Origin of the sequence: Actinoplanes sp. NPDC049599 (assembly GCF_044465625.1) — a bacterium.
GTDB lineage: Bacteria > Actinomycetota > Actinomycetes > Mycobacteriales > Micromonosporaceae > Actinoplanes.
The window spans coordinates 1-15,231 of record NZ_JBITLX010000008.1; the positions used below are offsets into that span (position 1 = coordinate 1).

The window sequence follows — 15,231 nt, forward strand, 5'->3', positions numbered from 1 at the left end:
CCACTCCGGGCGGTCAGGCTTGGTCCCTGCGTGGGTCATCCCCGCCCCCAAGCCCGTTGTGGTCACCCTTTTCCCCTTCCCCGCCTGCCCGGCTGCGGGCTCCTCGCGCGATCTTGTAGCGCTGCGGTGCGGAGCTGACCATTAGTCCACAACATCCACGGATTCGCCGTCCCCAGTCCGCCCACCAGCACAAACCGCCACCACCCGGTCACCGCCCGCCACTCCGCACACCACATCGCCCGCGCCGCACCACCACCTCGCCCCGCACCACCGCCTCGCACCGCACCACCGCCCGCACGCGCCGCCACCCTGCACCGCCACCCCGCGCCACCCCGCGCCGCACCGCCCTGCACCGCGCCGCCCAGCACCGCGCCGCGCCGCGCCGCGCTGGACCGCACCGCCCTGCACCGCACCGCACCGCGCCACCCCGCACCGCGCCGCACCGCCCTGCACCGCGCCGCACCGCCCTGCACCGCCCTGCACCGCCCTGCCCTGCACCGCCCTGCCCTGCACCGCCCGCGCGCCACCCCGCACCGCCTCGAACCGCCTGGCACGCCCGGCACCGCCTCGAACCGCCTGGCACGCCCGGCACCGCCTCGAACCGCCTGGCACGCCCGGCGCCGCCCGCACCCACCCCGAGCCCCCCGAACCGCCTCGATCACCTTGTGTCGACCGCCTGACCCTCCACCGCCCCGCACCGCCCACCGAGCCCTGCCGAACCGCACCGCCTCACCCGACACCGCATCGCCAGGCACCGCACAGCCTCGCCCAGCTCCCTGCCGAACCGCACCGCCTCACCCGGCACCGCACAGCCTCGCCCAGCCGTCTGCCGAACCGCACCAGCGGGCCCGGCACGGCGCCGCGACGACTCGCGGCAGCGCGCTGCCGCAAGATCCACTCAGAGCGACCGTCTCCGGATCGCCGACTGCGTGCGGGCGTCAGCGCCCCGCCAGGATGTTGTGGAGTGGGGGCGCCGAGCGAACCACGGCTCTACAAGGTCCACCGGACCACCCACCAGCGCACCCCGGTCACCCGCCCAGCCCAGCCATTGCCTCCCGCGCCACCACGCCACCCGCACCACATGCGCCACCGTGCCGCCTGCGCCACCCGCACCACATGCGCCACCGTGCCGCCTGCGCCACCCACACCACCGTGCCACCCGCACAACCGCGCCACCGCCCGCGCCACCACGCCACCGCGCCACTCGCACCACCGCGCCGCCTGCGCCACCGCGCCACTCGCACCACCTGCGCCACCTGCGCCACCTGCGCCACCTGCGCCACCGTGCCGCCCGCACAACCGCGCCGCCGAGCAGGTCCGCCGCCCGCCGGTACGGCGCCACCCGCGTCACCACGCCGCCGCCCGCGCCATCACGCCACCCGCGCACCACGCCATCACGCCACCCGTGCCGACCGCGCCGCCGCGCACGCCTATCGGGGCAAACGCCCGTCGCGGGCGAGGCCTCGCTCGGGTCTTTGTGGCGTCGGGCGGTGGAGAGCCGCTGCGCCGCCTGCTGGGCCCGGGCAGCCCGTCGGGGGTGGGCACCTCGCCACGGAGGCAGGGAGGCGCCCTGGTCAGGGGCGGGCCTGGAGCTCTGTGAGCAGTTCCATGACCGAGGCGGCTGGGTCGGTTATGGGGAATTGGACTGTTCTGATTGTGGCGGTTTGGTCGGTCAGGAGAGTTAGGCGCTTGAAGCGGTCCGCGCCCGCCGTTCGGAAGGTTGGCAGGCGCAGGGCTGCCGCCAGCTTGCCGTCCTGGTCCGAGAGCAGGGGGAACGGCAGCTTTGCGTATGCCGCGAAAGCCTCCAGCTGGTCCGGGCGCTGCGTGCTCACGCCCCGGATCTCCACGCCCGCCGCCGCGAATTCGGCTGCTCTGGCCGCGTACGTCATGGACTCGAGGGTGCAGCCGGCCGCGCCCGGGATCTCGCCCCAGCCCGGTGGGAGGCCGGCCGCGTCCGGCGCGAAGGCGCCCGGGAAGAAGTAGAGGACCGTCCAGGTCTCCACGCGCAGGCCCGGGATGCGGCGGCCCACCAGGTCGTGGACGCGGTGCGCCTCGGCCGAGGTGGGCGCCGCCGTCGCGGTCAGGGAGCCGTCGCCGAGGACGTGCCGGTCGCCCCACTCCTGGAGCGCGATCAGGACCGGCAGCAGGCCTTCGCCCTTCGGCGTGAGCAGGTAGTCGTGGCGGGGCGGGTGCTCCGAATAGCGGGCCCGGCGCAGGACGCCGTGCTCCACCAGGGCGGCCAGGCGTTCGGCCAGCGCGCGGCGGCTCACCCCGAGGGAGTGTTGCAGCGCCTCGAACCGGGTCACGCCGCCCGCGACGTCCCGGATCACCAGGAACGTCCACCAGTCGGTGAGCACGCCCAGCGCCTGCTCGATGCCGCAGTCGGCATCAATGAGTTCGACCCTGCGCACGTCCTCGATTATAGTCCGTTTCAGATTGGAACTTACTCGAACGGGGGCGGGGACCGTGAGCGTGTTCTGGCGCTGGTGGGCGGCCGGTACCAGCAGTGATCTGGGTTCGGCCGTCGGCGGGGTGGCCCTGCCGCTGACCGCGCTCGCGGTCCTCGACGCGACCCCGTTCGAGATGGGCATGATCGCCGCGGCCGGTTATGTCGCCTGGCTCGTCATCGGCCTGCCCGCCGGGGTCATCGTGCAGCGGCTCCCGTTGCGCGGCACTCAGGTCGGCGCGGACGTGGTGCGGGCGCTGGCCGTCGCGTCGATCCCGGTGGCCTGGTGGTTCGGCCTGCTCAGCGTCGCGCAGCTGGTCGTCGTCGCGCTGGTCGTCAGCTTCGCGCATGTGCTCTTCTTCGTCGCGAACACCACGTTTCTGCCCGAGATCGTCAGCCGGGACCAGCTGCAGTCGCGCAACAGCCTCACCTCCGGCACCCACGCGACCACCCAGCTCGCCGGGCCCTCGCTCGGCGGCCTCGCCGTCCAGTTCCTCGGCGCCGTGCCGACCCTGCTCATCGACGCGGTCAGTTACCTCGTCTCGGCGGCCCTACTGCGCAGCCTGCCGGCCCGGCGGGGCCACCGGCCCGACCGGCCCACCCCGATGGGCGCGATGATCCGGGAAGGCTGGGCGTACGTGACCAGGCACCCGATGATGGGCCCGGCCATGTGGTCCGCCACCGCGTCGAACTTCGTCAACGGCGCCTACCACGCGCTCTTCCCGCTCTACCTGGTACGCGAACTGCACGCGCCCGCCGGTGCCGTCGGTCTGCTGCTGGCCGTCGACGGTGTCGGCACGCTGATCGGGGCGGCGCTGACCAGCCGGGCCACCAGCGCGCTCGGCACCGCCCGCGGGCTGATCATTCTCGGGTTCGTGGAGGCCGCCGCCGCGTTTGTCATTCCGCTCGGGGCCGGCTGGACCGCCTACCTGGCCTTCAGCGTGGGCGTGCTGATCTTCGCCGGCACCGGGGTGATCTTCAGCGTGACCACCCGGACGTACCGGCAGATCGCCAGCCCGCCGGAGCTGCTGTCCCGGGTGATGGCGACGGTCCGGTTCGTGTCCTGGGGGGCCATCCCGGTCGGCGGGCTGGTGGCGGGCGCCCTCGCCGGGCCGCTCGGCGCCCGGACCACCCTGCTGGTCGTCGCGGCGGCCGCCGTGCTCGCGCCGCTGGCGCTGCTCTTCTCCCCGGTACGCGGCCGGCGCGACCTGCTCGAGCCCACCACGCCGGAGCGGGCGGCGGTCGTTGGGTAGGTTCGGCGGTTGTGGACAGCGAGTTCTGGATCTCCGAACTGACCGACGACGACGTGCCCGCCGTGGTGAGCCTCTGCCGGGCCGCCCTGGACCTGCCCGAGGACGCCGCCGAGGCCGCCGAGATCGTGCTGCGGCTGCGCGAGACGACCGGCACCGACGGCTGGTCGGCCGCTCCGCGCAGGGTCACGGGGTTCATCGCGCTGCGCTCCGCGGGTGGCGCCGCCGCTGCCGGTGCCGCGCTCTCCGGGGTGCCGGTGTCGGTGACCGGCGGGCAGGTGATCGGCGTGGTGCTGGGCTCGGTGTCGCACCGGGACCGGTCGATCGGGCACGTCGACCTGGTCGCCGTCGACCCGCGGGAGCGGCGCCGGGGCGTGGCGCGGGCGCTTGTGGCCCGGATCGAGGGCGCCCTGGCCGGGCTCGGCGCGGGCGACGTCGTCATCGCCGGCAACGCGCCGTACTACGGCTGGCCCGGCATCGACGTGCGATACACCCCGGCGATCTGCGCGGCCATGGCGTTCGGCTTCGAGCAGGACCAGCCGGCCTGGAACATGACCGTGGACGTGACCCGGGAGCTGCCCGGCGGCACGGCCGAGGACGAGGAGCGGCTGGCCGGGGAGGGCGTCACGGTGCGCCGGGCGCACGCCGAGGACGTGCCGGCGCTGGTCCGGTTCTCGCTGGCGAACTTCGGTGAGGGCTGGGGCGGGGAGATCACCCACTCGGTGGGCCGGGACCAGGCGGGCTGTCACCTGGCGCTGGCCAAGGACGGCGCGCTGCTGGGCTTCGCCGCGTACGGGTCCTCCCGCCCGTCCTGGTTCGGCCCGATGGGCACCGCGCCGGCCGCCCGCGGGCTGGGCATCGGCGCCCTGCTGCTCCGCCGCTGCCTGGCCGACCAGCATGCCGCCGGTCACGACCGGGTGCAGATCGGCTGGGTCGGACCGCTGCCGTTCTACGCCAGGGCCGTCAACGCCCGGGTCGAACGGGTCTTCCTGCTGTATCGCAAGCAGCTCTGAGGACGCACAGCAAAAGGCGGGCCGCCCGGAGGCGACCCGCCTTTCTGCGATCAGGAGCTGGACTTAGAAGTCCATGTCTCCGCCACCACCCGGGCCACCGGCCGGGGCCGGGTTCTTCTCGGGCTTGTCCGCCACGACCGCCTCGGTCGTGAGGAACAGGGCGGCGATCGACGCGGCGTTCTGCAGCGCCGAACGGGTGACCTTGGCCGGGTCGATGATGCCCGCGGCCAGCAGGTCCACGTACTCGCCGTTGGCGGCGTTGAGGCCCCAACCGGACTCGAGGTTGCGCACCTTCTCCACCACGACGCCGCCCTCGAGGCCGGCGTTGACGGCGATCTGGCGCAGCGGGGCGTCCAGCGCGACCTTCACGATGTTCGCACCGGTCGCCTCGTCGCCGACCAGGTCGAGCTTGTCGAACGCGCTCTTGCCGGCCTGCACCAGCGCCACGCCACCACCGGGGACGATGCCCTCTTCGACGGCCGCCTTCGCGTTGCGAACGGCGTCCTCGATGCGGTGCTTGCGCTCCTTGAGCTCGACCTCGGTGGCCGCGCCGACCTTGATGACCGCAACGCCGCCGGCCAGCTTGGCCAGGCGCTCCTGCAGCTTCTCGCGGTCGTAGTCGGAGTCCGACTTCTCGATCTCGGCGCGGATCTGGTTGACCCGGCCCTGGATCTGCTCGGCGTTGCCGGCACCGTCGACGATGGTCGTCTCGTCCTTGGTGATGACGATCTTGCGGGCCGAGCCGAGCAGGCTCAGGTCGGCGGCGTCGAGCTTGAGGCCGACCTCTTCGCTGATGACCGTGCCACCGGTGAGGATGGCGATGTCGTCCAGCATGGCCTTGCGGCGGTCACCGAAGCCCGGCGCCTTGACGGCGACGGACTTGAAGGTGCCACGGACCTTGTTGACGACCAGGGTGGCCAGGGCCTCGCCCTCGACGTCCTCGGCGATGATGACGAGCGGCTTGCCGCCCTGCATGACCTTCTCGAGGACGGGGAGCAGGTCCTTCACCGCGGAGATCTTGCTGTTCGCGATGAGGATGTAGGGGTCGTCGAAGACGGCCTCCATGCGCTCGGCGTCGGTCATGAAGTACGCCGAGATGTAGCCCTTGTCGAAGCGCATGCCCTCGGTGAGCTCCAGCTCGAGCCCGAAGGTGTTGCTCTCCTCGACGGTGATGACGCCTTCCTTGCCGACCTTGTCCATCGCCTCGGCGATGATCTCGCCGACCGTGGAGTCACCGGCGGAGATGGAGGCGGTGGAGGCGATCTGCTCCTTGGTCTCCACGTCCTTGGCGAGCTTGCTCAGCTCGTCGGAGACAGCCGCGACGGCAGCCTCGATGCCCCGCTTGAGGGCCATCGGGTTGGCGCCGGCCGCGACGTTGCGCAGGCCCTCGCGGACCAGGGCCTGGGCCAGGACGGTCGCCGTCGTCGTGCCGTCGCCGGCTACGTCGTCGGTCTTCTTGGCGACCTCCTTGACCAGCTCGGCGCCGATCTTCTCGAAGGTGCCCTCGAGCTCGATCTCCTTGGCGATCGACACACCATCGTTGGTGATGGTGGGAGCGCCCCACTTCTTCTCGAGCACGACGTTGCGGCCCTTGGGGCCGAGCGTCACCTTGACGGCGTCGGCGAGCTGGTTCATACCACTCTCGAGGCCGCGACGAGCTTCCTCGTCAAATGCGATGATCTTGGCCATACGGCTTTGTCCTCCTGGACATTCGCGGCGCCGGGCCGGTCCGGCCCGCTTTCCGCACGTTGAGAACCATGCGGACGTCACCACCTGGCGAAGTGACGTCCTCAGGCCGAGCCGGATAGCCCGCGACGACCGGTCCCGTGCCCCGGCACCGATGGCGGTGCCGCAGCCGTGACCCCACCGTCCCGACCTGCTGGCACTCACGTGGCGCGAGTGCCAATCACTTGTTTAGCACTCTGCTGGGGCGAGTGCAAGCAGAACGGACCGCCGCGGAACCGCCCGCCGGGTCGCATTTCCGCGTCGCGCTTGCTCCCACCTGGGCGACCGGGTAGGCAGGGCAGCATGACGACCACCGTCGCGCCGCCCCTGACCGTGCACCGGGTCACTCCTGCGGACGCCGGCCGGATGCGGGCGCTGCGGCTGGAGATGCTGGCCGACAGCCCGCTCGCGTTCCTGGAGACGCTGGCCCAGGCGGCGGCGCGGCCGCACGCGGACTACCGGCGGCGGATCGTGCAGGCGTCGACAGGCGGCCAGCTGGCCCAGTTCGTGGCCGATCCCGGCGGGCGGCTGATCGGCCACGCGGGCGGCACGGTGCTGCCCGAGGAGCGGGGCGCGACGGTCGTCTTCGCGGTGTACATCACACCGGCCCACCGCGGCAGCGGCGTGCTCCACGGGCTCGTCGAGGCGGTGGCCGAGTGGTCGGTGGCGATGGGCCGCGGCGAGCTGATGCTGGAGGTCGTGGTCGGCAACGACCGCGCGGTCCGGGCGTACGAGCGGCTGGGCTTCGAGGACACCGGGGTGCGCGTGCCCCACCCGGTCGTCCCCGGCCTGCTCGAGCTCCAGATGCGCCGGCGGGCCTGAGATGGGCACCGCGTGGCCCGTGGCCCGCACGCTGCTGACCGCCGTCAACGGCACCACCCTGGTCGGCCTCGGCATCGCCGTGCTGACCGGCGCCAAGATCCGGCGCGGGCCGGGCGGCATCCTGGTCGCCGAGGGCTACCGCCGCAAGGTGCCGCCCGCGACCTGCTTCACCATCGGGTCGGTGATCATCACCCGGCGCACCGCGGAGTGGCTGCTGGACGAGCGCCGGTCCGGCCTGCTGGCCCACGAGAGCCGGCACGCCGGGCAGTATGCGGTGCTGGGCCCGCTGTTCTGGCCGACGTACTGGGTGTTCTGCGGCTACTCGTGGGCGGCGACCGGCACGTACGGCGCCCGCAACGCCTTCGAGCGGCACGCGGGGCTGGAGCGCGGCGGTTACCGGGCGGCACCGCTGCGCCCGGGGCTGCAACGGCTCAGACGGTCAGCTGCCACTGAGTCACCTCGTCCACCTTCCGGAAGCCCATCAGCCGATTGATCCGCAGCATGTGGGCGTTGGCCGCGGCGTTGTGGGTGTCGATCGCGCGCAGGGCGGGACGGTTGCTCACGGCGTACCGGAGGTTCTGGCTTTTGATCGTCAGGCCCAGGCCGCGGCCGCGGTGACCGGGGTCGACGATGGTGATGCCCTGCCACCCGTGCCGGCCGACGTCGTCCCGGCCCGTGATGACGGTCCAGGCGACGACCCGCCCGCTCGCCTCGTGCACGGCCCCGGAGTGGAACGTGGTGCGCTGCCGGAGCCGCAGCATCTCCTCGGTCGCGCGGATCCGGGCGGCGTCGACCTGCTCGGCCTCCCAGGCCAGGTCGCCGACGGGCGCGTCCAGGTTGAGCCGGCCGTCCAGATAGGCCAGGTCATCCAGGAACTCGGCCGGGGCCAGACCCGTCCACTGGACGAGCCGGTAACCGTCTGCAATGGCCGGATCCGCGAGCGCACCGACGTCCAGCCGGCTGCGGTGCTCCACCAGGCCGGCGACCGCGCCCACGGCCGCCGCGAAACCCGCGCCGTCGATGGCCGGGCTGATCAGGTGCCGGCGGCCGAGTGCCCGGGTGCGGTCGATCGCGTACGCGAGCAGCGCCCGTCCCGTCCCCTGCCGCCGCCGAGCCGGGGACACAAAGAGCTCAACGTTGACGTTGGCCAGGTTGTCGAGCTGCGGCAGGCCCAGCTCCAGGTAGCCGGCGGGGACGCCGTCGCGGACCGCCAGATACTGCTCCAGCCGATTGCCGGGCCACGGGAGCCGCAGCCGGGCCCGGTATGCCGCGAAGGAGCCGAACGGAATATCCGGGGTGTCCGCCTCAGCGGCGGCCCGGGCGATGTCGAAGGCAGCCCGGGCATCAACGAGGGGAACGATTCGCAGCATCCCGACAGCCTGACCAACCGGCCGCGCAACCGCGAGGGAGATTTGGTCGGGAGGACGCGCGCACAGCGCCTCCGGCACTGGGTCGTTGGGCCCCTAGGAGATTGTCGCCAAGCTCGAAGGTGGGGCCACGTACGGCGTCGCGTCCTCCCGCGTAGAGCATCCTGCCGAGCCTGAGATCCCGGCGCAAGTCCTCGCGCGAAGGAATCTCAACGTTAGGCAGAGTGTCGACTACTGTGCGTCACCCGAGAAGGCCGGCGTCGCGGGCCCCGCGCAGCGACGGCTTGATCCGGTGGGTGGGCCCGACCTGCCCGGCGACGGCGTCGAGGGTCTTGAGCCCCTCACCGGTGTTGAAGACCACCGTCTCCTTGTCCGGGTCGAGCTTGCCGCTCGCCACGAGCTTCTTGAGCACGGCCACGGTGACGCCGCCGGCGGTCTCGGCGAAGACCCCGGTGGTGCGGGCGAGCAACTGGATGGCGTCGCGGATCTCGTCGTCGTCGGCGTAGTCCATCCAGCCTCCGGTGCGGGTCACGGCCTCGATGGCGTACGACCCGGCGGCCGGGTCACCGATGTTCAGCGACTTGGCGATGCCGGTCGGCTTGACCGGAATGATCTGGTCGGTGCCGTTGTGCAGCGCGGTGGCGATGGGGTTGCACCCGGCGGACTGCGCGCCGAACACGGTCCAGCCGCCCTCGGGCGCCTCGACCAGGCCGATCTCCACCAGCTCGGTGAACGCCTTGTCAATCTTGGTGAGCAGCTCGCCGCTGGCCATCGGCACGACCACCTGAGCCGGGATGCGCCAGCCGAGCTGCTCGGCCACCTCGTAACCCAGAGTCTTCGAACCCTCGGCGTAGAACGGCCGCACGTTCACGTTGACAAACGCGGTGTCCTCGAACTCGTCGGTCTCGACCAGCTCGCCACAGAGCCGGTTCACGTCGTCGTAGGAGCCGTCGATGGCGACCAGCTCACCGCCGTACACCGCGGTGGTGATGACCTTGCCCTGCTCGAGGTCGCCCGGGATGAACACGATCGACGGCACCCCGGCCCGGGCGGCATGCGCGGCAACCGAGTTGGCCAGGTTGCCGGTCGAGGCGCAGGCGAACCGCGTGAAGCCCAGCTCCCGGGCGGCGGTGAGCGCGACGGAGACGACCCGGTCCTTGAACGAGTGCGTGGGGTTGGCGGAGTCGTCCTTGACCCACAGCGGCGCCCGCAGCCCGACCTCGGTGGCCAGGGCGGCGGCGCTGACCAGCGGGGTCAGGCCGGGGTCGAGGGTGACCCGGGTGGCCGGATCCTGCCCGGTGGGCAGCAACGCCGCGTACCGCCAGATGTTCTGCGGCCCGGCCTCGATCTGCTCCCGGGTGACGGCAGCAAGCGCGGCGGCGTCATAGGCGACCTCAAGGGGGCCAAAACACTCATAACAGGCATGCTGCGCGGCCAGCGGGAACTCGGCGCCACAACCACGGCAGACAAGGGCCCGGGCGGGGCTGGTGGACTGACGGGGGGCGTCGACGGTGGACGTCACAATGAGGCTCCTTCTCATCTTTCCCCGGGCGTCGCAGGACGCACGTGGGGACGGAATTAGCACCTGCCGCGCGCTGAGCCTCGTCATCGAAGCCGGTGCGGTGGTTGCCGGGGCGTCATCGGGCCGTTCCCTCAGCCCCTCTGGATGAGGTATTCAGTTATGTTTCCAACACCTTACGGGGTCAGGGTCAAAAGCGCCGCCAAGCTTCCCGAGGTGTGAGCTTCAGCTCTCGCGCGGCTTCTCCAGCACACACCCCCGCCGAGCAGCCGTCACCCCGCCCCCGAGCTCCCGGGCGGAGTCACGGCCCGGTGACCCCGGGCGAGTGGCGACCTGTGCATAGGGTGACCCAGGTCATTCCCACCAGGCTCGGGAGGTTCGGCGTGAGTGCCGTCCTGGAGATACAGGGGCTGCAGAAGACCTACCGCAGCCGCAAGGGGGTCCGGCGGGCCCTCGACGGCTTCGACATGGTCGTCGAGGCCGGTCAGGTGCACGGCTTCCTCGGACCCAACGGATCCGGCAAGACCACCACGCTGCGTACGCTGCTCGGGCTGATCCGGCCCAACGGCGGCCGGATGGCGCTGCTCGGCCGCGAGGTGCCGGCGCACCTGCCCGAGGTGGCCGGCTCGGTCGGCGCCATCGTGGAGAGCCCGCAGTTCTTCGGCAACTTCACCGCCCGGGACACCCTCGCGCTGCTGGCCGACGCGGGCGGCGTGGACCCGGCCCGGGTGCACGAGGTGCTGGAACTCGTCGGCCTGCGCGACCGGGCCGGTGACCGGGTCAAGACCTACTCGCTGGGCATGAAGCAGCGGCTTGCGGTCGCCTCCGCCCTGCTCAAGAACCCGCGGCTGCTGATCCTGGACGAGCCGGCGAACGGCCTGGACCCGGGCGGCATCCGGGAGATGCGCACGCTGATGCGCAACCTGGCCGAGTCGGGGATGACCGTGGTGCTGTCCAGCCACATCCTCGGCGAGATCCAGCTCATCTGCGACTCCGTCACGATCATCTCGGCCGGCCGCCGGGTGGCCGCGGGTGGCGTCGCCGACGTGCTGGCCCAGCACGCGAGCTCCGCGGTCCGGGTCCGGATCGAAGCGGTCACCGACCTGACCAGCGCGGCGGCCACGCTGCGCGACCTCGGCGCCCGGGTCGTCGTCGAGCCGGACCACCTCATGGTCAGCGGCATCGCGCAGCCCGGCGCGATCACCCGGGCGCTGGCCGCCCGCGGCGTCTACGTCACCGAGCTGGCGCCGGTCACGGTCGATCTGGAGAGCGTCTTCCTCGAGCTCACCGGCACCACGCCGGTGGACGGCGCGCACCGGCAGGTGGACGAGTCCGCGACGGCCGGGGCCGCGCCGGCCCCCGGAGGATGGGGACAGTGAGCCTCTACACGGCGGAGACGCGGCGGCTCACCAAGCGCCGGTTCACCCGGTTCTTCGCGCTCGGCACCCTGCTGGTGCTGGCCGCCATCGTGGCCGGCATGTTCCTGAGCAACCACAAGGCCTCCCCGGAACGGCTGGCCGCCGCCCAGGCCGAGGCCGCCCAGGAGTACGAGCTCGCCGTGCGGCAGACGGCGAAGGAGAAGGCGGACTGCCAGGCGGCCCAGGGCACCGCGGCGGCGCAGAACTTCCCGCCCAGCTGCGACGATCTCTATCAGCCGACCCGGGAGGACTTCCAGGCGTCGTGGTACATGCCGCCGACGTTCACCTTCCGGGAGCAGTTCGGCTATCTGGTGATCGCACTCGCGGCCCTGCTGGCGGTGATGGCGTTCGTGATCGGCGCGACCTATGTGGGCGCCGAGTGGAGCAGCGGCGGCATGATGAACCTGCTGCTGTGGCGCCCGCAGCGGCTGAAGGTGCTGGGCACCAAGCTCGGCGCCCTGCTGGTGAGCCTGACGGCGTTCACCGTGCTGGTCTCCGCGGTCTGGACCGGGGTGTTCGCGCTGACCGCCCACCTGCGCGGCACGCTTGCCGGGATGACCTCCGGCGCCTGGCAGTCCATGCTGCTCATGGAGCTGCGCGGGCTGGTGCTGGTGCTGGTGGCGGGCGCGCTCGGCTTCGGCCTGGCGTCGCTGGGCCGGCACACCGCGACGGCGCTGGGCGCGGCGATCGGGGCGATCATCGTCTTCCAGTTCGGCCTGGGCACCGTGCTCTCGATGGCGAAGGTGCCCTACGTGGAGGCGTACCTGGTGCCGGTCTGGGTGGAGGCCTGGATGGGCAAGTCGTCCGTGGCCACCGACTGGAACTCGTGCGACTTCTCCAGCACCTCGGGGTGTGAGCCGGCCACGCTGACCATCACCTGGCCGATGGCCGGAGGGCTGTTCGCCGCGGTTGTTGTCCTCGTTGTGGGGGCAGCCATGTGGACTATCCGTAGTCGAGACATCACTTGAGGTAGTTTCGGCTGCACCAGGCACGGACGTACGGCGGGGATCGTCAGCTGCCACTATGCTGACGGTCCCCTTCGTACATCTGTGCGTGCTCTCCCACCGCCCAGGAGCGCCATGCAGCCCGACACCTCTCCCGACCAGCAACACGTCCCGGCACCCCGCGAGGCCGAAGCGGCCGAACCCGCCGAGCTCTCCGAGCGTGAGCAGCAGATCCTCGCGTTCGAGAGCAAGTGGTGGAAGCACGCGGGCGCCAAGGAGCAGGCCATCCGCGACGCCTTCGGCCTGTCCTCGACCCGCTACTACCAGCTGCTCAACGGTCTGCTGGACAACCCGGCGGCGCTGGCGCACGACCCGGTGCTGATCGGCCGGCTGCGCCGGTTGCGCTCGACCCGGGCCCGCACCCGCCGGCGCTAACCCGGGGCGTGCGTGCTGGCGTAGGCCTCCAGCCACGCCACCTGCACCGGATCGAGCGACGGCCGGATCCGCTTGCGCGCGGTGGCCATGTGCTCGGCGGTCACCGTGGAGGCGTCCAGCGACTCGCGCATCGCCGACAGCGCCGCCTCCCGGATCAGCGCGGCACAGTCGGCGGCGGAGAAACCCGCCAGCTCGGCGCCCAGCTCGTCCAGGTCGACCGCGCCGTCCAGCGGCACCGACTTGGCCGACGCTCGCAGGATCGCCGCCCGCGCCTCGGCGTCCGGCGGCGGCACGAAGACCAGCCGTTCCAGCCGGCCGGGCCGCAGCAGCGCCGGGTCGATCAGGTCCGGCCGGTTCGTCGCGCCGATCACCACCACGTTACGCAGCGACTCCACCCCGTCCAGCTCGGTCAGCAGGGCCGCGACCACCCGGTCGGTGGTGCCGCCGTCGGTGGACTGCCCGCGGGTCGGCGCCAGCGCGTCCACCTCGTCCAGGAAGACCAGGGTCGGCGCCGCCTCCCGGGCCCGCCGGAACAGCTCGCGGACCGCCCGCTCGCTCTCGCCCACCCACTTGTTCAGCAGCTCGGCGCCCTTGACCGAGAGCACGTTGGCCTTGCCGGTGCCGGCGATGGCCTTGACCAGGTACGTCTTGCCGCAACCGGGCGGGCCGTAGAGCAGCACCCCGCGCGGCGGCTGCACGCCGAGCCGGGCGAACGTGTCCGGATAGGTCAGTGGCCACAGCACCGACTCGGTCAGGGTCTGCTTCACCTCGACCATGTCGCCGACGTCGTCCAGCGTCACGTGTGCGACCTCGAGGGTCGACTCGGCCATCGAGGTCGGCCGGATCACGTCCAGCGCGGCCTCGAAGTCGGCCATGGTCACGGTCGGCGACTCGACTTCCTTCTGGCGCAGCGCGGCGCGTACCCCGGCCTCGCGGGCCAGCGCGCCGAGATCGGCGGCGACAAACCCGGGGGTACGCCCGGCGACGTCGTCCAACCGCACGTCCTCGGCCAGCGGCATCCCCCGGGTCAGCACCCGCAGCTGCTCCCGCCGCATCGCCGCGTCCGGCAACGGCACGGCCAGCTGCACCGCGAGCAGATCCGGCGCGCGCAGCCCCGGGTCGACCGCCTCGGGCCGGCTCGTGGTGCACACCACCGCGCCCCCGGCCCGCAGCAGCTCGGCCAGCACCTGCCGGAACACGGTCGCCAGCGGGCCGGGCTCGTCGCGGGGCGCGAGCGCCTCCACGTCGGCGATCAGCAGCACGGCCGGGCCGCCCGCCCGGACGTCCCGGGCCAGCCCGCGCAGCCGGGTCGCGGCGGCGTCGTTGGTCAGCGCCGCCAGCTCCGGACCCCAGACCGCCAGCACGGTCGCGCCGACGTTCGCCGCGACGGCCCGGACCAGCGCCGACTTGCCCGAGCCGGCCGGGCCGGTGACCAGCACGCCGAGCGAGACCGTGGTGCCCAGCCGGCCCAGCACCTCGCCGTGGTGGAAGCCCAGGTCGAGCAGCTCGGTCAGCTCCTGTGCCTGGGCCTTGAGCCCGGGCAGGTCGTCGAGGCTGGGCGGGGGCATCTCCGGGTCGGTGGAGGCGGGCCGCTGCGCCGCCGCGGCGGTCGGGGCCGGCTGGTCCCGTACGGTCGAGAATTGCCCATCCGACCGCCCCGCCACCGCCCCTGACCAGCCTGAAGACTGCCCATCCTGCCAGCCCACCACCGTGTCCATCGTGACCAGCGCGGCGTCAGCGTCCTCGACCGCGACGACCGTGAGCAGCGTGCTGGTCCAGGCGTAGCCGACCCGGTTGGCCAGGCTGCGCCGCGCCGCCTCGACCAGCGACCGGTTGCCCGCGTCCAGCAGCACGTCCTGCGGCAGCAGGGAGACGTTGTCGCCGGCGGTGACCACCTTGCCGAGCAGCGCCAGGCGCAGCATCTCCGGCGAGACCACCGCGACGATCTCGGCCGGGCCGGACAGCACCACCCGCCGGGCCGCGACAACCGGCACGGGCGTCACGGTGACCTGGCCGCCGTCCCGCAGCCCCAGGTTGCCGATCATCAGATCGTCGGCGTAGAGCAGCGCCCGGCTCGCCGTGGGCTCGGCCCGCGCGGCGAGGCCGGCGGTGGTGCGCCGGCCGGCCAGCCGCAGCGGATCGCCCGGATTGATGGCCAGCGCGGCCATCACCTCGGGATGCAGGCGGACGATGCCACGGCGCGCATCGAGGGCCGCTGTCCGCTGGGTCACGGTCAGCGTGAGGTCGTCTGGCACCGGGGAGGCCTCCGTTTTGACGAGGGGACTAGGTTGA

The 15,231-nt window shown here is 72.5% G+C and carries 12 protein-coding genes and 1 riboswitch; of the genes, 7 read left to right on the plus strand and 5 right to left on the minus strand.

What is annotated here, in order from left to right; genetic code table 11:
* Positions 1 to 1,574: 1,574 nt before the first annotated feature.
* Entirely contained in the window at positions 1,575 to 2,411 is an 837-nt protein-coding gene (locus tag ACIBQZ_RS16645) for a winged helix-turn-helix transcriptional regulator (RefSeq protein WP_396089505.1), read from the minus strand.
* Between the two features lie 55 nt (positions 2,412 to 2,466).
* On the opposite strand from ACIBQZ_RS16645, the gene ACIBQZ_RS16650 reads away from it, so the two are divergent.
* Both ACIBQZ_RS16650 and ACIBQZ_RS16655 read left to right on the plus strand, forming a co-directional pair.
* The gene (locus ACIBQZ_RS16650; protein ID WP_396089506.1) at positions 2,467 to 3,699 is read left to right on the plus strand and encodes an MFS transporter; all 1,233 of its coding nucleotides are present in this window, start codon (positions 2,467 to 2,469) and stop codon (positions 3,697 to 3,699) included.
* 11 nt (positions 3,700 to 3,710) lie between these two features.
* Complete coding sequence (locus ACIBQZ_RS16655) at positions 3,711 to 4,709, plus strand: GNAT family N-acetyltransferase (protein WP_396089507.1); 999 nt, start codon at positions 3,711 to 3,713, stop codon at positions 4,707 to 4,709.
* A gap of 63 nt (positions 4,710 to 4,772) precedes the next feature.
* Here ACIBQZ_RS16655 and groL read toward each other — a convergent pair whose 3' ends face one another.
* A complete protein-coding gene (gene groL, locus ACIBQZ_RS16660) occupies positions 4,773 to 6,398 on the minus strand; it encodes a chaperonin GroEL (protein WP_396089508.1) in 1,626 nt (541 codons plus the stop codon).
* A 339-nt stretch (positions 6,399 to 6,737) separates the two neighbouring features.
* Between groL and ACIBQZ_RS16665 the strand changes: the two genes are divergently transcribed.
* Positions 6,738 to 7,256, plus strand: coding sequence for a GNAT family N-acetyltransferase (locus ACIBQZ_RS16665; protein ID WP_396089509.1), 519 nt, complete (start codon positions 6,738 to 6,740; stop codon positions 7,254 to 7,256).
* A gap of 19 nt (positions 7,257 to 7,275) precedes the next feature.
* A complete protein-coding gene (locus tag ACIBQZ_RS16670) occupies positions 7,276 to 7,749 on the plus strand; it encodes a hypothetical protein (protein WP_396089510.1) in 474 nt (157 codons plus the stop codon).
* Here the strand turns inward: ACIBQZ_RS16670 and ACIBQZ_RS16675 are convergent.
* Positions 7,688 to 8,626, minus strand: a complete 939-nt coding sequence (locus ACIBQZ_RS16675) for a GNAT family N-acetyltransferase (RefSeq protein WP_396089511.1) — start codon at positions 8,624 to 8,626, stop codon at positions 7,688 to 7,690. The genes ACIBQZ_RS16670 and ACIBQZ_RS16675 overlap by 62 nt on opposite strands.
* Before the next feature lie 238 nt (positions 8,627 to 8,864).
* The gene (thrC, locus tag ACIBQZ_RS16680; RefSeq protein WP_396089512.1) at positions 8,865 to 10,145 is read right to left on the minus strand and encodes a threonine synthase; all 1,281 of its coding nucleotides are present in this window, start codon (positions 10,143 to 10,145) and stop codon (positions 8,865 to 8,867) included.
* Positions 10,146 to 10,156: 11 nt separating this feature from the next.
* Positions 10,157 to 10,296: riboswitch (SAM riboswitch) on the minus strand.
* A gap of 229 nt (positions 10,297 to 10,525) precedes the next feature.
* On the opposite strand from thrC, the gene ACIBQZ_RS16685 reads away from it, so the two are divergent.
* The 3 genes from ACIBQZ_RS16685 to ACIBQZ_RS16695 are packed head-to-tail and all read left to right on the plus strand — an operon-like array spanning position 10,526 to position 12,939.
* A complete protein-coding gene (locus ACIBQZ_RS16685; protein ID WP_396089513.1) occupies positions 10,526 to 11,521 on the plus strand; it encodes an ATP-binding cassette domain-containing protein in 996 nt (331 codons plus the stop codon).
* Positions 11,518 to 12,528, plus strand: coding sequence for an ABC transporter permease subunit (locus ACIBQZ_RS16690; protein WP_396089514.1), 1,011 nt, complete (start codon positions 11,518 to 11,520; stop codon positions 12,526 to 12,528). The genes ACIBQZ_RS16685 and ACIBQZ_RS16690 overlap by 4 nt, the downstream gene beginning before the upstream one ends.
* A gap of 39 nt (positions 12,529 to 12,567) precedes the next feature.
* Complete coding sequence (locus ACIBQZ_RS16695; RefSeq protein ID WP_396089807.1) at positions 12,568 to 12,939, plus strand: DUF3263 domain-containing protein; 372 nt, start codon at positions 12,568 to 12,570, stop codon at positions 12,937 to 12,939.
* Here the strand turns inward: ACIBQZ_RS16695 and ACIBQZ_RS16700 are convergent.
* A complete protein-coding gene (locus ACIBQZ_RS16700) occupies positions 12,936 to 15,194 on the minus strand; it encodes an AAA family ATPase (protein WP_396089515.1) in 2,259 nt (752 codons plus the stop codon). The two genes, ACIBQZ_RS16695 and ACIBQZ_RS16700, sit on opposite strands and share 4 nt — an antisense overlap.
* Positions 15,195 to 15,231: the final 37 nt, after the last annotated feature.